This window comes from Paenarthrobacter sp. 2TAF44, assembly GCF_052114885.1.
Lineage (GTDB): Bacteria > Actinomycetota > Actinomycetes > Actinomycetales > Micrococcaceae > Arthrobacter.
Genome location: NZ_JBFRFP010000011.1, coordinates 115,625 through 130,195, shown reverse-complemented (window position 1 = coordinate 130,195; position 14,571 = coordinate 115,625). Strand labels below are relative to the sequence as shown.

Here is a 14,571-nt window from a genome sequence, read left to right as displayed (position 1 = left end):
GACAAGGTGCATGCGGCAGATTCCGCGGCATGCACCCTGTCCGTTTGTCTTGGGTAAAGACTTAGCCGTGGAGCGGCTTGCCCGCGAGGGCGAGGTGGGCTTCGCCCAGGGTTTCGTTCTGGGTGGGGTGGGCGTGGACCAGCTGGGCCACGTCTTCCGGGTAGGCTTCCCAGTTCACGATGAGCTGCGCTTCACCGATCTGCTCACCCATGCGTGAACCGATCATGTGAATGCCCACAACGGGGCCGTCCTTCTGGCGGACAACCTTGACGATGCCACCGGTACCGAGGATGGAACTCTTGCCGTTGCCAGCCAGGTTGTACTCCTGCGTCTGGACTTGGTCGTCGCCGAACTTTTCCTTGGCGCCCTTTTCCGTGTAGCCGACTGTAGCGATCTCAGGCTCGCAGAACGTGACCTTGGGGATATTGACGTCTTCGACAATGGCGGGGTTCAGGCCGGCGATTTCCTCGGCGACGAAAATACCCTGCTGGTAGCCGCGGTGCGCGAGCTGGACGCCGGGGACGATGTCGCCCACTGCGTAGATGTTGCCAACGCCTGTGTGGAGGCGCTCATTGGTGATGACGAAGCCGCGGTCAAGGGTGATGCCGGCTTCTTCGTAGCCCAGGTTGGCAGTCACAGGGCCGCGGCCGACAGCCACGAGCAGGAGCTCCGCTTCGAACGTCTGGCCGTCCACCAAGGTGACCTTGACGCCGTCGTTGTTCTGCTCCACGCCCTGGAAGAAGACGCCGGTGCTGAACTTGATGCCGCGCTTCTTGAAGGCACGCTCAAGGTTCTTCACGATCGATGCGTCCTCGTTGGGAACCAGGGAGGGCAGGCCTTCGATGATGGTGACGTCCACGCCGAAGGACTTCCACACGGAAGCGAACTCGACGCCGATCACGCCGCCGCCCAGGACGATGACGCTCTTGGGGATGTAGTCCATTGTGAGGGCTTCATCCGAGGTGATCACCCTGCCGCCGATTTCCAGGCCTGGAAGGGAGCGCGAGTACGAACCGGTTGCAAGGACAATGTTCTTGCCCGTGTAGGCCGTGCCGTTGACGACGATGGTGTTGTTGCCCTGGAGCTTGCCTTCACCCTCGATGACGGTGATGCCCTTGGACTTGATGAGACCCTGGAGGCCCTTGAACTTGCCAGCGACGATACCGTCCTTGTAAGCGTTCACAGCCGACATGTCGATGCCATCGAACGTGACGTTCACGCCGTACTTGGCGGAGTCCCGTGCGTGGTCGGCGAGTTCAGCCGAGTGCAGGAGTGCCTTGGTGGGGATACAGCCGTTGTGCAGGCAGGTTCCACCGAGCTTTGCCTTCTCTACAAGGCCAACGGTGAACCCAAGTTGTACGGCTCGCAGGGCTGTGGCGTAGCCGCCGCTGCCGCCACCGAGTACCAGGATGTCGAATTCTTGCGCAGTTGCCTGATCGGCCACTAAAACGCTCCCTCGCGTGAATGATGACACGGGACAACGCGTCATCTGGTCTTGGAACTTGTTCTGCCGTGATTATGCCAGCACCTAAGTTCTCTTGCATTTGTGACTATCGAGTTCACCTTAGCGAACCACCTACCCATGCTCCACCCTCCACGGGCGTTTGTGGAGCGCTTGTGTCCAGACTCACGTTCTCTTGTGACACAGCGCTACACACCGCATAATTCCGGGGTTGTGCGGGCGGTACGGACCCATCCGCCCTACCCGCACACCCCGGTTTAACGCAGTGGAGCGGGTTGCTTACGCGGAGGGCGCCAACAGATCCTCGGCGTAGGCCACCAAGGTACGGACCGTGCATCCCGTTCCTTGCTTGGGGGTGTAGCCGTAGGGGCTGCCGTTGTTGAACGATGGCCCGGCAATATCGACGTGTGCCCAGGGAATCTGCTGACCGTCCCCGTTCTTGCCCACGAATTCACGCAGGAAGACGGCTGCTGTCATCATTCCGCCGTTACGCTCGCCGATGTTGGCAAGGTCCGCAACCTGGGAGTCAAGGCTGGGGCGCAGTTCCTCGGGCAGCGGCATCGGCCAGACAAGCTCGCCTGCCCTGTCAGCGGCGGACTTCAATGCGGCCGTGACCGAATCGGAACCCATCACTCCTGCCGTGCGCAATCCGAGCGCAATCAGCTGGGCGCCAGTGAGTGTCGCGACGTCGATGATTGCGTCCGGCTTTTCCAGGCTCGCGGCCACCAAGCCGTCGGCCATGACCAGGCGACCCTCGGCGTCGGTGTTCAGGACTTCGACTGTCTTTCCGCCATAGACAGTAAGGACGTCCGCCGGACGCTGGGCAGCGCCGGAAGGCATGTTCTCAGCAATGCACAGCCACGCGGTCGCCTTGATGGGCAGGCCGAGCGAGGCGATGGCAAGGACTGTATTAAGAACGACGGCGGCGCCCGCCATATCGCTCTTCATGTCACCCATGCCGAGGGCTGGCTTAATGGAGATACCGCCGGTGTCGAAGGTGATGCCCTTGCCCACGAGGGCGATCTTCCGGGTGGCCTTTGCCGGAGCGTACTCGACCTTGACCAAGCGTGGCTGCCGGGTTGAACCCTTGCCAACGCCGAGGATGCCGCCAAAGCCTTCCTTTTCTAAGCGCTTTTCGTCCCATACCGTCACCTTCACGGGAAGACCCTTTGCCAGTTCCTTGGCAGATTCGGCGAATGACTCGGGGTACAAGTGGCTGGGCGGCTGGTTCACGAGCGTACGCGTTGCGTTGACGGCCCTGCCCAGCACTGTTGCCCGGTCAAGGGCAGGTTGGGCAGCTTTGGCATCAACGCCGGTGAAGATCAGAACCTTGGCCACCGGGTCCTTGAGCCCGTCCTGGCTGGAACGGTGTTCGGTGTAGGAATAGGCGCCCATGGCGGCACCTTCGGCGATTGCGGCGACGTCGGTGTCGGACGCCGTCGGGAACGCCAACGTCACGGAGGGGACGCCGGCAAGTTGCCTGACCGCGGATCCGGCCGCCCGGCGCAGTGCCTCTTCAGGGATGGTGCCGTCCTCGGACAACTTGCCCACGCCTGCCAGGACCAGGATCCCTGAGCCCGTTTCCGGCAAACCCGGAAGGCGGTGCGCCTGGTCGGGAGCACCCGAGACGCCAAGGAGCTTCAGTGATCCCTCAAGGGATTCGGCGGCCTTGGCACTCAAAGGGTTCTCCAGCAGCACTGGTCCGTCCGAGCCCTGGGCAACTCCGATCACAAGTGCGTCGCTGGGTGACTTTTTCAGGTCCTTGGCGATGACGCCGAGGATGATGTCAGTAGTCTTGACCACGAGGATGTTTCCTCACTTCTCTCTGCATTGCTTGGCGGGGCCGCATGTTTGGCGGGCCAGCTCCCGGTACGCGCCCGACGTCCTGTTGCGACGGCGGCCTTGGTCTTCAGGTCCAGCGTCGCAAAGGACGTCGGCCCGTTTCGATCGTAGTCTCTCGCAGGCTGCTGACAGCAATTAAATGAGAGCTGCGGCACACCAAGGGCAGGAATGCCTACTGGAGATGCAGCGTTGTACAAAGAGACACAGAGTCCCCACACCACATTCATGGAGTCAGCGACGCCATGACCAGTGGCGCATGGGGGCACCGAAGTTTGCCACTGCGAAAGGAACATGCCGTGTTTGAACGGATATCCGGCTCCCTCCTGGACCCCGAGGCGCTCTATGCGAGCAACATCGAGATCTTCCACAGCCCGGAACTGCGGGGGCTGAATATGGTCATGGGTTTCACGGGCTTTGCCGATGCCGGTCATGTGGTCAGGCAGATCAACGCGGAACTCCTGGACCAACTCGACGCTGAGGTCGTGGCCATGTTCGACGCCGACCAACTCATCGACTACCGCTCGCGGCGTCCCCACATCAGCTTCGTTGAAGACCATTTGCAGGACTATCAGGCACCCAGACTGGCGCTCTACAAGCTCACAGACGGCCTGGGCCAGCCCTTCCTGTTGCTCGCCGGCTTCGAACCTGACTTGCAGTGGGAGCGATTCGCCCGTGCCGTCGTAGGAATAGTGGAGAAACTCGACGTCAACCTGGTGACTTGGATCCACTCCATCCCCATGCCCGTACCGCATACGCGGCCGGTGGGAGTTACCGTTCACGGCAACCGGCCCGAACTTATCGAAGGTATCTCGAGTTGGAAGCCAACGGTCGAAGTTCCCGCCGCCATTGGCCACATCCTTGAACTCCGGCTCACCGAGGCCGAACGCCATGTGGCCGGCTACGTCATTCACGTGCCCCACTATCTGGCTGAGGCCGAATATCCTCCAGCAGCGGTGGCAGGGTTGGAGTACCTCGGAGCGGCAACGTCCCTGATGCTTCCTACTGACCGGCTCCGGGAGGCCGGCCGGGAAGTAGGCCGCCAGATTGCGGAACAGATTGAAGCCTCGGAGGAAGTGCAAGCCGTCGTCGCCAACCTGGAGGCACGGTATGACGAGAAATCCGAGGGCATCGTCCGGCGTTCGTTGCTCGCCGATGAGAACGACGAACTGCCCAACGCCGAGGACATTGGAGCGGCTGTGGAGGCGTACCTGGCGCGGAAAGACTCGCCTCAATAAATCAGCTTTGAACTGTGGCGGGCATAATTGAGGAGTGACTGCTCCCCGCGCCTGGCTCATCTGGACGATTGGCGTCTTTGCCTACCTGGTGGCCGTAGCACAGCGAACCTCATTTGGTGTCGCGGGTTTGGAAGCAACAGAACGCTTCCATGCCAGTGCTTCGGCCATCTCCTTTTTTACTGTATTGCAGTTGCTTGTCTACGCAGGCTTACAAATTCCGGTGGGCGTCCTGGTGGACAGATTCGGATCGCGGGTCATGATTGCCGGTGGTGCCATCCTGATGGGACTGGGGCAGTTGCAGCTCGCCTTCGCGGATAGCATCCCTGGAGGGGTTTTGGGGCGCGTCCTGGTGGGAGCCGGTGACGCCATGACATTCATCTCCGTCATCCGGCTCGTTCCCTTGTGGTTCAGCCCGGTCAGGGTGCCCGTGGTTACGCAGCTGACCGGGATGTGCGGGCAGTTGGGCCAGCTCTTCAGCGTGGTGCCTTTCGCCTTGCTTCTTCACTCTGCCGGATGGACGCCCGCGTTCATGTCACTCGCGGCGATGTCCGTGCTGGCTGTCGTCCTGGTCCTCGTGCTGTTGCGGGACCAGCCTCCCGGGCATCCGCCCCGGGAAACCGGGCAGGGCCTTCGCGCTACCGGAGTTTCCCTGTCACGCGCTTGGAAGCAGCCAGGCACCCGGCTAGGTTTGTGGAGCCATTTCACCGTCCAGTTCAGTGGCAACCTCTTTGCGATGACATGGGGTTATCCGTTCCTCCTCTCTGCGCAGGGACTTGATGCCGGGACGGTCTCAGCATTGATGGCCTTGTTTGTGGCAACCGCCATCGTCTCGGGGCCTGGATTTGGTCGGTTCGTCTCCAAACATCCAATGCGCCGCTCGGCCATGGTCCTGCTCATCACTGCGTCCACTGCGCTGGCTTGGGCGGCGGTGCTCATCCTTCCTGACCGGGCACCACTCTGGCTCCTCGTGATGCTGGTGGTGGTGTTGGCAGTTGGCGGGCCGGGCTCCATGATTGGCTTCGACTTCGCGCGGACATTCAATCCTTCCCAGCGTATTGGTACCGCCACAGGGATCGTCAACGTGGGCGGATTCATCGCTGCCTTGGTGGCGATCTACCTCATTGGCCTGGTCCTGGACGTCCTGAACGCGAGCGGATTCTCAGGCGGGGACTTGTACGGCCTTGATCCGTTCCGTGTAGCCCTCAGCGTCCAGTTCGTCCTGCTGGGCATCGGGACGGTCCTTATTATGCTGACCCGGCGGAAGGTGCGGTTGCAGATGGCCGAGCAGGGTGTCCACGTACCTCCTCTGGCTGCTACCTTGGTCCGGCAGCACCGCGAGAGGATCGAGCGCCGGCGAGCGGCACGTGCACAAAGGTAGCCACCTTTATCCACATACACGCGATGGTCCCTGTTTTCAACCATTGGCGTTGCCCAAGCTTGAAGCATGACCACCAAAGAGACGCTGAGCATTCATCAACCAGAAGACATCCTGGGTTACATACCGCATTTGTTGGGTTACTGGCCCGAGGACAGCCTTGTGGCCATCACGATGCAGGGGAGATTGCTCGGAGCCGCTCTCCGCGTTGACCTGCCTGCCCGGGCTTCGGGCCCCGCGCTTGCTGATTTTGCGGAGCATGTGCGTCACTACTTGGCGGCGGACACCCTTGCCGACGGCGTGGTCCTTGCCCTCTACACCGACGACGGTTGGGACGATGGCATGGTTGTCACCAGAACACTTCCACTGCTGGCTGAACTTCAAGAAACACTTGACCACGCTGATTTGCCTGTCCGGGACGCCTGGTTGGTTGGTCCTGAGTATTGGCGTGGCGCCTTCTGCGCAGACCAGGAGTGCTGCCCGGTGCCGGGCCTGCCGATAGAACGAATCCGGAACAGCAGGCTTAGCGCAGAAATGGTCTATCGAGGCAGCACCATCGGAGCTTCCCCAAGGAGCAAGGAACTTCCGCCCGTTCCGGGACGTCCTGGTGCCCTCGATCCCGCAGTGGCCGAGGCCGAATCAGATTTTGCAAAGCGGATGCGAACGTCATGGCGCAGTGGGAGGTGCTTTGATGGCGTACTTGAGGTGTGGCGGCAAGTGCTGGACGACGCCCGGATCCGTCCCGGCAGTGAAACCGTGGATTTGCTAACCCCGCGAGTCGCAGGTTTTCTCAGGTCGACGCTTGGTGTCCCCGGATGGCGGGACGCTGTCATGATCATGGCAGCTGCTGGAACCGGTTCCGCGAAGGCAGGGGCAGCAGCGTTCGGATTGCGCAGTGGCGACGACGACTCCGAGCCACTTCCGTTCGACGCCGGCGAGCTGGCATTGCCCCCGGCTGATACCGACAAAGGGGTTGGGAAGGCCTTCGAAGCAAACGGGATGCTCAGCATCTTTGCCTATGCTGACGTCCTTCTGGGTGTTGAACCGGCCATTCCTGACTGGGGGCAGCTTGATGCCCTGCAGCGTGTCCTGTCGTACTTGTGTGTCCAAGGAGAAGTGGGGGAAGTTGCTGCTGCTGCCTTGACCTTGCAAGGCTGGATTGCCTGGTGCAAGGGTAGTGGGTCCTCTGCACACGCCTGCCTTATGCGCGCCAAAGCAGCCAGCCCCGGCTACAGGCTCGCCGAATTGCTGGACGAGATACTCGGGCAAGGAAGCATCTGCGCCTGGGCCAGCCGTCCAGAGTCCGCATGGGGAACCTACAAAGGATCCCTCCTGTAGCCATCAGTAGCCATTACGCTTCATCAAGCGTGGGATTCATAAAACCGTGAGACAATGGATGCCGAGACCCGGTTGGGTCCGCGTTTGAATGCCCGCAATGAGCCCGGAATCCGGGAACATTACGGTGTCGTTGGCAGTTGTACATAGTGACTCTGCAGACGGCGATCGCATTTGAAATTGATCGCGGACTTGACAGGGTCATAGTGGTGTTGCCCGCATGGTGATTCCACAGACCGCCGCTAGAAAGGTTTTCTGTGACCCCGTCTTCCGTCGAGAAGGAACCCGCCGCCCAGGCCGAACTGTCCGCTGAGGAAAACAATGCGGCCACTTCGGCAAAGCGCGCGGCGACACGTGTTGCCACCAAGGCCTCAGAGGGCACCTCTGACAAGCCGGCACCAAAAAAGCGTGGACCCAAGCCCGGCGCCAAGGCCGCGGCCGAAGCCGCGAACAAGTCTTCGGACTCCGAGACCGACACCGAAGAAGTGGCTGTCGAGGACGAAGATTTCGATCCTGCAGCAGCTGAGGAAGTTGAAGTCGGAGACGACGATGCCGAGGACGGCGCCGTAACCGGTAAAGACAAGGCAGCGCCCTCCGGATCCGGATTCGTCTACTCGGACGCCGATGACGACGACGCCCCTGTCCAGCAGGTCATGTCTGCCGGTGCCACGGCTGACCCCGTGAAGGACTACCTGAAGCAAATCGGTAAGGTCGCCCTGCTGAACGCTGAGCAGGAAGTCGATCTGGCGCTTCGCATCGAAGCCGGCCTGTTTGCTGAAGAAAAGATCAACGCCGACGACGGTTCCATGGACCCGAAGCTCAAGCGTGAACTTGAATTCGTTATCCACGACGGCAAGCGGGCCAAGAACCACCTGCTCGAAGCCAACCTTCGCCTCGTTGTTTCCTTGGCCAAGCGCTACACCGGCCGTGGCATGCTCTTCCTGGACCTCATCCAGGAAGGCAACCTGGGTCTCATCCGCGCTGTGGAGAAGTTCGACTACACCAAGGGCTTCAAATTCTCCACATATGCAACGTGGTGGATCCGTCAGGCCATTACCCGCGCCATGGCTGACCAGGCCCGCACCATCCGCATCCCCGTGCACATGGTGGAAGTCATCAACAAGCTCGCCCGCGTCCAGCGGCAGATGCTTCAGGACCTGGGCCGTGAACCCACACCTGAAGAATTGGCGCTGGAACTGGACATGACGCCTGAGAAGGTCGTCGAAGTCCAGAAGTACGGCCGTGAACCGATTTCGCTGCACACGCCGCTGGGTGAGGATGGTGACTCCGAGTTCGGTGACCTCATCGAGGATTCTGAAGCTGTTGTTCCGGCTGACGCCGTGAGCTTTACGCTCCTCCAGGAGCAACTGCACTCGGTTCTGGACACGCTCTCCGAGCGTGAGGCCGGAGTCGTAGCAATGCGCTTTGGTTTGACCGATGGCCAGCCTAAGACTTTAGACGAAATCGGCAAGGTCTACGGCGTTACGCGTGAGCGCATCCGCCAGATCGAATCCAAGACCATGTCCAAGCTGCGGCACCCGTCCCGCTCGCAGGTCCTGCGGGACTACCTGGACTAAAGAAGGACGACTTCTGCTAAAGAGGTCCGCAGTCAAACAGTAACGGCCCGGTCGGAGTATCCGATCGGGCCGTTACTGTTTGGGCATCCTGTATTCAACGGAACAGGGCCCCTCCCGGATGGGAGGAGCCCTGTTCTTGCTCGAAGTGATGTGGCAGGAGAGTGTCCAGCCTTACCGCCAGTCCTGTCTAGTCGACCGGAACGGGTGCCTTCTCGTTGAGGCGCTCGGTCTCGTCGTGCCAGTCGGAGGTCAGGGGCCGAAGCGTGGCCTCAACTGCGCGTGCGTGGTGGCCGCAAAACAGCAGCTCACCGCCGGAGGACTCGAGTACAACGCGGACATATGCTTGAGCCCCGCAACGATCGCATCGGTCAGCTGCGTTCAGTGTGCGGTCTGCAACTGCTGTTGTCATGTCGGCCTCCTTAGTAGTTCTGTACATCCATATAACCAGTATTCGGAGCAGAACCATGGCAAGGATGGATCACTTTCGCTGTCCGCGTATCACATGTGCGTAACGTAACGAAGTAGAATGCCGGTTTCCGGGAGTGGCAACCGGTGCCGATGGGGGACCGCGACTAGCCTAAGATGGGCAGTGTTTGCCTTGAGATATACCCGAAGGAGCACACCGCGAGTGGCACCGAGTTCTGAATACAACGCCCGGCATCTATCTGTCCTGGAGGGCCTGGAAGCCGTTCGCAAGCGCCCGGGCATGTACATCGGTTCCACCGACTCCCGTGGACTTATGCACTGCCTGTGGGAGATCATCGATAACGCTGTTGATGAGGCCCTGGCCGGCTTCGGGCATGACATCAAGGTCATCCTCCACGCGGATAATTCGGTCGAAATCCATGACGACGGTAGAGGCATCCCGGTAGACGTCGAACCGAAGACGGGACTTTCCGGCGTCGAAGTTGTCTTTACGAAACTGCATGCAGGCGGCAAGTTCGGCGGCGGTTCATACACGGCCTCGGGTGGCCTCCATGGCGTAGGCGCCTCGGTGGTCAACGCTTTGTCGAGCCGGCTGGATGTCCAGGTCGATCGTGGCAGCAAGACGTACCAGATGTCCTTCCGCCGTGGTGAGCCCGGACGTTTCATTGATGCCGGCGCCAAGCCCAGCCCCAACGCGACCTTCGAGCCTTTCGTTGAAGATTCTGTGTTGGACGTGGTTGGCAAGGCTAAACGTGGAGTCACCGGTACAAGGGTGCGTTACTGGGCCGACCGCCAGATCTTCACTCCCGACGCCAAGTTCTCTTATGACGACCTCGCCTCGCGTGCACGCCAGACGTCGTTCCTGGTCCCCGGATTGAAGATTACTGTCCGCGACGAGCGCAAGCTTGCGGGCACTCCTGGTGAAAACGGTGTGCACGAGGAAGTCTTCCACCACGACGGCGGCATTTCGGAATTTGTGGAGTTCCTCGCGGCCGACTCCGGAGTGACTGACGTGTGGCGTCTCCACGGTTCGGGGAAGTTCAAGGAAACGGTCCCTGTCCTTGACGAAAACGGGCACAGCAAGATCGCCGAAGTCGAACGTGACTGCGAAGTCGACATTGCCCTGCGCTGGGGGATCGGTTACGAGACCACGATGCGTAGCTTCGTCAATATCATTGCGACCCCCAAGGGCGGTACGCACCAGGCGGGCTTCGAGGCAGCGTTGCTGAAGACGTTCCGAAAAGCCGTGGAAACGAACGCCAGGAAGCTGAAGGCGGGCAACGACAAGATCGAGAAGGACGACGTCCTGGCCGGCCTCACCGCTGTGCTGACCGTCCGCTTGGCCGAGCCACAGTTCGAAGGCCAGACCAAGGAAATCCTCGGCACGTCCGCTGTTCGCGCCATCGTCGCCAAGGTGGTCGAGCAGGAAATTTCGAGCAGGTTGTCCTCTGCCAACCGCAATGACAAAGCACAGTCGGCACTGTTGCTGGAGAAGATCGTTGCGGAGATGAAGTCGCGAATTTCGGCCAGGGTGCACAAGGAGACCCAGCGCCGAAAGAACGCACTGGAAACCTCTTCGATGCCTACCAAGCTTGCCGACTGCCGCACTGATGACGTGGCACGATCCGAGCTCTTCATCGTTGAGGGTGATTCTGCGCTCGGAACTGCCAAGCTTGCCCGGTCTTCGGATTTCCAGGCCCTGCTTCCTATTCGAGGCAAGATCCTGAACGTCCAGAAGGCTTCGGTAGGGGACATGCTCTCCAACGCTGAATGTGCTGCACTCATCCAGGTTGTCGGCGCCGGCTCAGGCCGGAGTTTCGACCTCGATGCAGCACGTTATGGCAAGGTCATCCTGATGACAGACGCCGACGTCGACGGCGCGCACATCCGCACGCTGCTGTTGACGCTCTTCTTCCGCTACATGCGGCCCATGGTCGAGGCGGGCCGGGTGTTCGCCGCAGTTCCGCCCCTGCATCGCGTGGAGGTCATCAATCCGGGCCAGAAGGCCAACGAGATGATCTATACGTACTCTGAGGCGGAATTGCATGTTCTCCTGGCCAACCTGGCCAAGGAGGGCAAGCGTTACAAGGAGCCCATCCAGCGTTACAAGGGCTTGGGCGAAATGGACGCACAGCAGCTCGCCGAGACCACCATGGACCCGCGTCACCGGACCCTTCGAAAGGTCGGGATTGACAGCGCCCAGCGTGCTGAAGAGGTTTTCGATCTCCTCATGGGCTCGGACGTCGCGCCCCGTAAGGAATTCATCATTGCCGGGGCAGCGACGCTGGACCGGGAGCGCATCGACGCCTAGGTTCAGACCCGCGGTTTCCGGCCTGTTTTTGCGACGGAGCCGGAGGCCGCGGAAGCTGGTGCCGCAAAGGCCGCTGCCCCTACGGCCAGAGCAAGGGCACCCAAGCCCCAAGGGAGACCCGCTGCTACGGCAATCCCGCCCACCAACAAGGGCCCGCCAGCATCGCCAAGCTCCCGGCCAAGTTCGGCCGAACCCATCGTGCGGCCCAGGCGTTCAGCGGGAGTCGCATCTGCCAAGTGCGCGAAGGCCAATGGGGTAGCGGTACCGATTCCCAGTCCGATCAAAACGGCGGCACAGTAAATCGGTACGGCGCGGTACATGGAAAGGGCACCGTTCATAGCCAGTGCTTCGGGAAGAAGGCCCGCGATGAGTACGCCGACGGTTATGGCCAGCAAACCACCCACCATGCCCGGCCGGTCTGCGAGGACTCCCCGATCCCGCAATCGTCCGATCCTTGGCTGGACCAGCGATGACGCCAAGGCCAAGACCGTTACGACGGCGACACTGCCGGCGGTGCCGAGGCCTTCCCTTGCCGCCAGCGCCGGGAGAAAGCCTACCGCTGCGCCCAGGGCGCCAGTCGAGGCCGCCAGCACCACGGTAGGCCCAAGGAATGATCGCCCGGTACTTTGCTTCCAGACATCAATGATGGTGTATCTGGGTCGGGGCAGGGGAGCCAGGCGGGGCACGGAAATGGCCGCCCAGACGGCTACTGCGAAGCCCAATAGGGAGAGGATGAGGAAGAGCAGGCTGAAACCGCCAGCGATGATCGCGACAGCGCCCAACAGGGGACCGACCGCGTAGCCAAGGCCCTTCCATGAGCCGTAACGGCCAAAGTAGCGACCCGTGTATTTGCCCGCCAGCCTCGCCACACTGGCAGAGGATGCTGGTGAAAATGCCGAAGCAGCCATACCTTGGCCCAGACGGGCTACGGCCAGCATGAGGGGTTCATCGGCCCACAGCCCGATGAGGGACGCCGCGGAGAAGGCCAGAAGCCCTCCGATGATGACGGGTTTGGGCCCGATGCGGTCACTGAGGGCCCCGAAGACCGGCTTGAGGAAGACCTCCGCGATGTCGTACAGGGCCAACAGCACACCCAGGCCAAGCAGGCTCAAACCGATGTCCGCGCTTTCGGCGCCAAGTCCGGCGGCTACGGCATGGGCGCCAAAAGCGGTGGTGAAGCCGGCTGCATAGAGGGGCCATCGGTGGCTGGGGGAGATGTCGGCACTCAAGCGCGACTTATCGTCGTTCACGCCCCTCAATGTAACAACACCGCCATGTAACAACACCGCCAGCGCTGACCTTCTACCTAGCCAAGCAATCCCGGGACGATAAGGAGCCCCGTGGGCACGGCCAGCAGCAAGGCTGAGGTGGCCAGCACCAGGGCGCGAAGACCTTTGGCGAGTGGAGGCTGTGGCGAGAGGAGGCGGCTCACGCGTGACGCCGTCGTACGCGGTGAATCTGCCCCGCCGGTGGCGCTGATGCTGCCACCCTCGACTACGGCGCCCCCGCCGCTGAGCGCCCGCGGGCTGAGTGCCTGGCCGGCAAGAGCCTTGCCATTCGGTGCACCGCCGCTCACGGACTGTTCTCCCAGCCCTGGCGTGGAGGACCCGCTGGAGACTATGGCAATGGCCTTGATCAGCGTGACCTTGCTTTCGGTCCTGAGTGCGACGTCGTCAGCCAGCATTTCGATCAGGGAGTTCACGGCCGTCTGGGCAAGCCGTGTGGTGGGAAACCAGGGGAGTGCCTGCCGCCAGGCTGCGAACGCCCAGAGCAGGAGGTCGTGACGTTGGGACAAGTGCGCGTTTTCATGGATGAGCACTGCGCGCAATTCCGCCGGTTCGAGGGCGGCCATGAGTCCGTCGGACAAGACTGTCACCGAACGTGCGCCGCCGGGCAAGCAGTAAGCGACAGGGGAGTCGTGGTTGATCACTACGGTGCCCGGGCCGTCGTCCGAGGGTGATGCCAGAAGCGTGAGCAATTCGCGGTGTCGCCTGCGTTGCCGTTCAATTTTGTAGTAGGTCAAGAGCAGGGTGAACACCAGGTGGGCCGTTAGGAGTGCGGCCGCAGACAGGGCGAAGAGGTGCCAGAAGCCCAATGCTGTGGTTGGCTCGTTATTGAAAACCATGCCGGCCAGGCTCCTGAGCCCAGCGATGAGGTTCTCACCGATTGGTTCCAGCCCGTAGACCAGCATTGCGCCGATCATGGACAGGCCACCTGCGAGGGCAATTGCCTGCCAAAGCACCATTGCGGTGAAAGGGGAGCGGGCGGGCCATTGTGCGCGCGAAAGCAAAACGGGTACCGGCCACGCCAGTATCAATGCCAGGACCGCCAGGAAGTATGAGGTCCAGAACATACTGGCTAATTGTAGCCGAGCAGTTTGCGCAGGGTAGCGGCTTCACTTTCGGAGACGGAGCCAATGAAGCGGGCAAGAACTGCTTCGCGGTCAGGAGCCGAGCCAAGAACTTCGTGCATGAGTTCCGCGGTGTGGTCGGCGCGGCTCGACACGGCTTGGTATCGGTGTGGCCTGGTCCCGCGTTCGCGTTCCACCAGGCCCTTCTTCTCCAGCCTGGAGAGCACTGTCAGGACCGTAGTCACTGCCAAGTCCTTGCCCTGGTGTCCCGCTGTGCCGTCGCCGGCTTCAGAGTCCTGCGCGAGAAGATCACGCAGGGTGTTGGCTGTTGCAGCCTCCTGGCCTGCCCAGAGCAGGTCCATCACTGCCCGTTCCAGTTCCCCAAGACTCGCCATCAATACTTCCCTACCTTCCGCGTCCCGGTGGCAAAAGCCGCCACCCGGGAGCGATGATCCAACGTTCCATCACAAATCTACCGCTTTTCAGCCTCTCATTCTACGTGAGGTAGAACTATCGGCGCGTCGCGGACGGCGCTTGACCCTTGCGTGTGCGTAACGCCACTTGAAGAATGGCATGTGGTTCCCTCACTTGTTCTACACTGTGTAGAAGTAAAGTTTTCTACACAACGTAGAAGTAATTACACCGCACTTGGGCCGCC

General features: G+C 61.3%; 11 protein-coding genes. 5 read left to right on the top strand and 6 right to left on the bottom strand.

All coding sequences use genetic code 11. From position 1 onward, the window contains the following. Positions 1-61: 61 nt before the first annotated feature. Together lpdA and AB4Z15_RS12625 are read right to left on the bottom strand one after the other, a co-directional pair. Positions 62-1,444, bottom strand: a complete 1,383-nt coding sequence (gene lpdA / locus AB4Z15_RS12630; RefSeq protein WP_442017552.1) for a dihydrolipoyl dehydrogenase — start codon at positions 1,442-1,444, stop codon at positions 62-64. 297 nt (positions 1,445-1,741) lie between these two features. Next, positions 1,742-3,265 carry a leucyl aminopeptidase gene (locus AB4Z15_RS12625; RefSeq protein WP_442017551.1) on the bottom strand — a complete coding sequence of 508 codons (1,524 nt, stop codon included), beginning with the start codon at positions 3,263-3,265 and terminating at the stop codon, positions 1,742-1,744. A gap of 335 nt (positions 3,266-3,600) precedes the next feature. On the opposite strand from AB4Z15_RS12625, the gene AB4Z15_RS12620 reads away from it, so the two are divergent. The 4 genes from AB4Z15_RS12620 to AB4Z15_RS12605 all read left to right on the top strand — a co-directional run bounded on the left by AB4Z15_RS12620 (position 3,601) and on the right by AB4Z15_RS12605 (position 8,826). Continuing rightward, positions 3,601-4,539, top strand: a complete 939-nt coding sequence (locus AB4Z15_RS12620; RefSeq protein ID WP_442017550.1) for a proteasome assembly chaperone family protein — start codon at positions 3,601-3,603, stop codon at positions 4,537-4,539. A 34-nt stretch (positions 4,540-4,573) separates the two neighbouring features. Further along, a complete protein-coding gene (locus AB4Z15_RS12615) occupies positions 4,574-5,917 on the top strand; it encodes an MFS transporter (RefSeq protein WP_442017549.1) in 1,344 nt (447 codons plus the stop codon). Between the two features lie 66 nt (positions 5,918-5,983). Further along, the gene (locus AB4Z15_RS12610; RefSeq protein ID WP_442017548.1) at positions 5,984-7,252 is read left to right on the top strand and encodes a DUF4192 domain-containing protein; all 1,269 of its coding nucleotides are present in this window, start codon (positions 5,984-5,986) and stop codon (positions 7,250-7,252) included. Positions 7,253-7,506: 254 nt separating this feature from the next. Next, positions 7,507-8,826: an RNA polymerase sigma factor gene (locus AB4Z15_RS12605; RefSeq protein WP_442017547.1), complete on the top strand. Its 1,320-nt coding sequence runs from the start codon at positions 7,507-7,509 to the stop codon at positions 8,824-8,826. Between the two features lie 187 nt (positions 8,827-9,013). Here AB4Z15_RS12605 and AB4Z15_RS12600 read toward each other — a convergent pair whose 3' ends face one another. Then, on the bottom strand, positions 9,014-9,235 hold the full coding sequence (locus tag AB4Z15_RS12600; RefSeq protein WP_021473125.1) for a DUF7455 domain-containing protein: 222 nt from the start codon (positions 9,233-9,235) through the stop codon (positions 9,014-9,016). A 219-nt stretch (positions 9,236-9,454) separates the two neighbouring features. Here AB4Z15_RS12600 and AB4Z15_RS12595 point away from each other — a divergent pair, with 219 nt between their 5' ends. Beyond that, positions 9,455-11,563 (top strand): DNA gyrase/topoisomerase IV subunit B, encoded by a 2,109-nt coding sequence (locus tag AB4Z15_RS12595; protein WP_442006487.1) that lies wholly within the window; start codon positions 9,455-9,457, stop codon positions 11,561-11,563. 2 nt (positions 11,564-11,565) lie between these two features. Here AB4Z15_RS12595 and AB4Z15_RS12590 read toward each other — a convergent pair whose 3' ends face one another. Genes AB4Z15_RS12590 through AB4Z15_RS12580 form a run of 3 tightly spaced genes read right to left on the bottom strand, consistent with a single transcriptional unit; the run spans position 11,566 to position 14,308 of the window. Next, positions 11,566-12,813 (bottom strand): MFS transporter, encoded by a 1,248-nt coding sequence (locus AB4Z15_RS12590; protein ID WP_442017546.1) that lies wholly within the window; start codon positions 12,811-12,813, stop codon positions 11,566-11,568. A 56-nt stretch (positions 12,814-12,869) separates the two neighbouring features. Continuing rightward, positions 12,870-13,916: a M56 family metallopeptidase gene (locus AB4Z15_RS12585; protein ID WP_442017545.1), complete on the bottom strand. Its 1,047-nt coding sequence runs from the start codon at positions 13,914-13,916 to the stop codon at positions 12,870-12,872. Positions 13,917-13,921: 5 nt separating this feature from the next. Beyond that, the gene (locus tag AB4Z15_RS12580) at positions 13,922-14,308 is read right to left on the bottom strand and encodes a BlaI/MecI/CopY family transcriptional regulator (protein ID WP_189016115.1); all 387 of its coding nucleotides are present in this window, start codon (positions 14,306-14,308) and stop codon (positions 13,922-13,924) included. Positions 14,309-14,571 lie beyond the last annotated feature (263 nt).

What these genes read in the sequence shown, in the direction of transcription:
- AB4Z15_RS12585 (WP_442017545.1), bottom strand. Translation starts at nt 13,916, where the DNA reads ATGTTCTGGACCTCATACTTCCTGGCGGTCCTGGCATTGATACTGGCG.
- AB4Z15_RS12580 (WP_189016115.1), bottom strand. Translation starts at nt 14,308, where the DNA reads ATGGCGAGTCTTGGGGAACTGGAACGGGCAGTGATGGACCTGCTCTGG.
- AB4Z15_RS12610 (WP_442017548.1), top strand. Translation starts at nt 5,984, where the DNA reads ATGACCACCAAAGAGACGCTGAGCATTCATCAACCAGAAGACATCCTG.
- AB4Z15_RS12600 (WP_021473125.1), bottom strand. Translation starts at nt 9,235, where the DNA reads ATGACAACAGCAGTTGCAGACCGCACACTGAACGCAGCTGACCGATGC.